Annotated in this window: 1 protein-coding gene; it reads left to right on the top strand. The window is 57.5% G+C overall.

Going from position 1 to position 424, the window contains the following annotated elements:
- The coding region (locus EN850_RS36660; protein ID WP_189522918.1) for a hypothetical protein at positions 1-355 on the top strand (355 nt) is incomplete at its 5' end.
- Between the last annotated feature and the right edge of the window lie 69 nt (positions 356-424).

The following is a 424-nucleotide window of genomic DNA, read 5'->3' as shown; positions in this document are numbered from 1 at the left end:
GATAGTTGCGTGTCTGGCAGGTCCTTTTGCAGAATCCGCATTCGAAGGCTATCTGGACCCGCGCGATATGGCGATGAATGCGTCCGATGGGAATGAGGGGAGCAGCGACTACGCGGATGCCAAGCGAATCTATGGTGAGTTGCGGTTCCTGATGCCGCGCCGCCCCGATTGGGGGCGGATCGAAGATTGCACGGCCCGGCTAGTACTCGATCACTGGTCGGCCATCGAAGCATTGGCCGCGCATTTGCTGGTCAAGCATGATCTCCAATTCGATGAGCCTCTGACGATTGTTGCGCCGCATCTTCCGCCCATGCCAGCAGCTACGCCGCCAGAGCGTCATCCGCAGCCTGCTTGATCAGCCATTCGATGTGATTTGACCACATCTGCAACACCTCGCGCTTCTCCTTGACGTTGCTATAGAGAT

Source organism: Mesorhizobium sp. M8A.F.Ca.ET.207.01.1.1, assembly GCF_004794715.1.
Lineage (GTDB): Bacteria > Pseudomonadota > Alphaproteobacteria > Rhizobiales > Rhizobiaceae > Mesorhizobium.
Note: the sequence above shows the minus strand (reverse complement) of the source record. Positions and strands in the feature narration are given on the sequence as shown.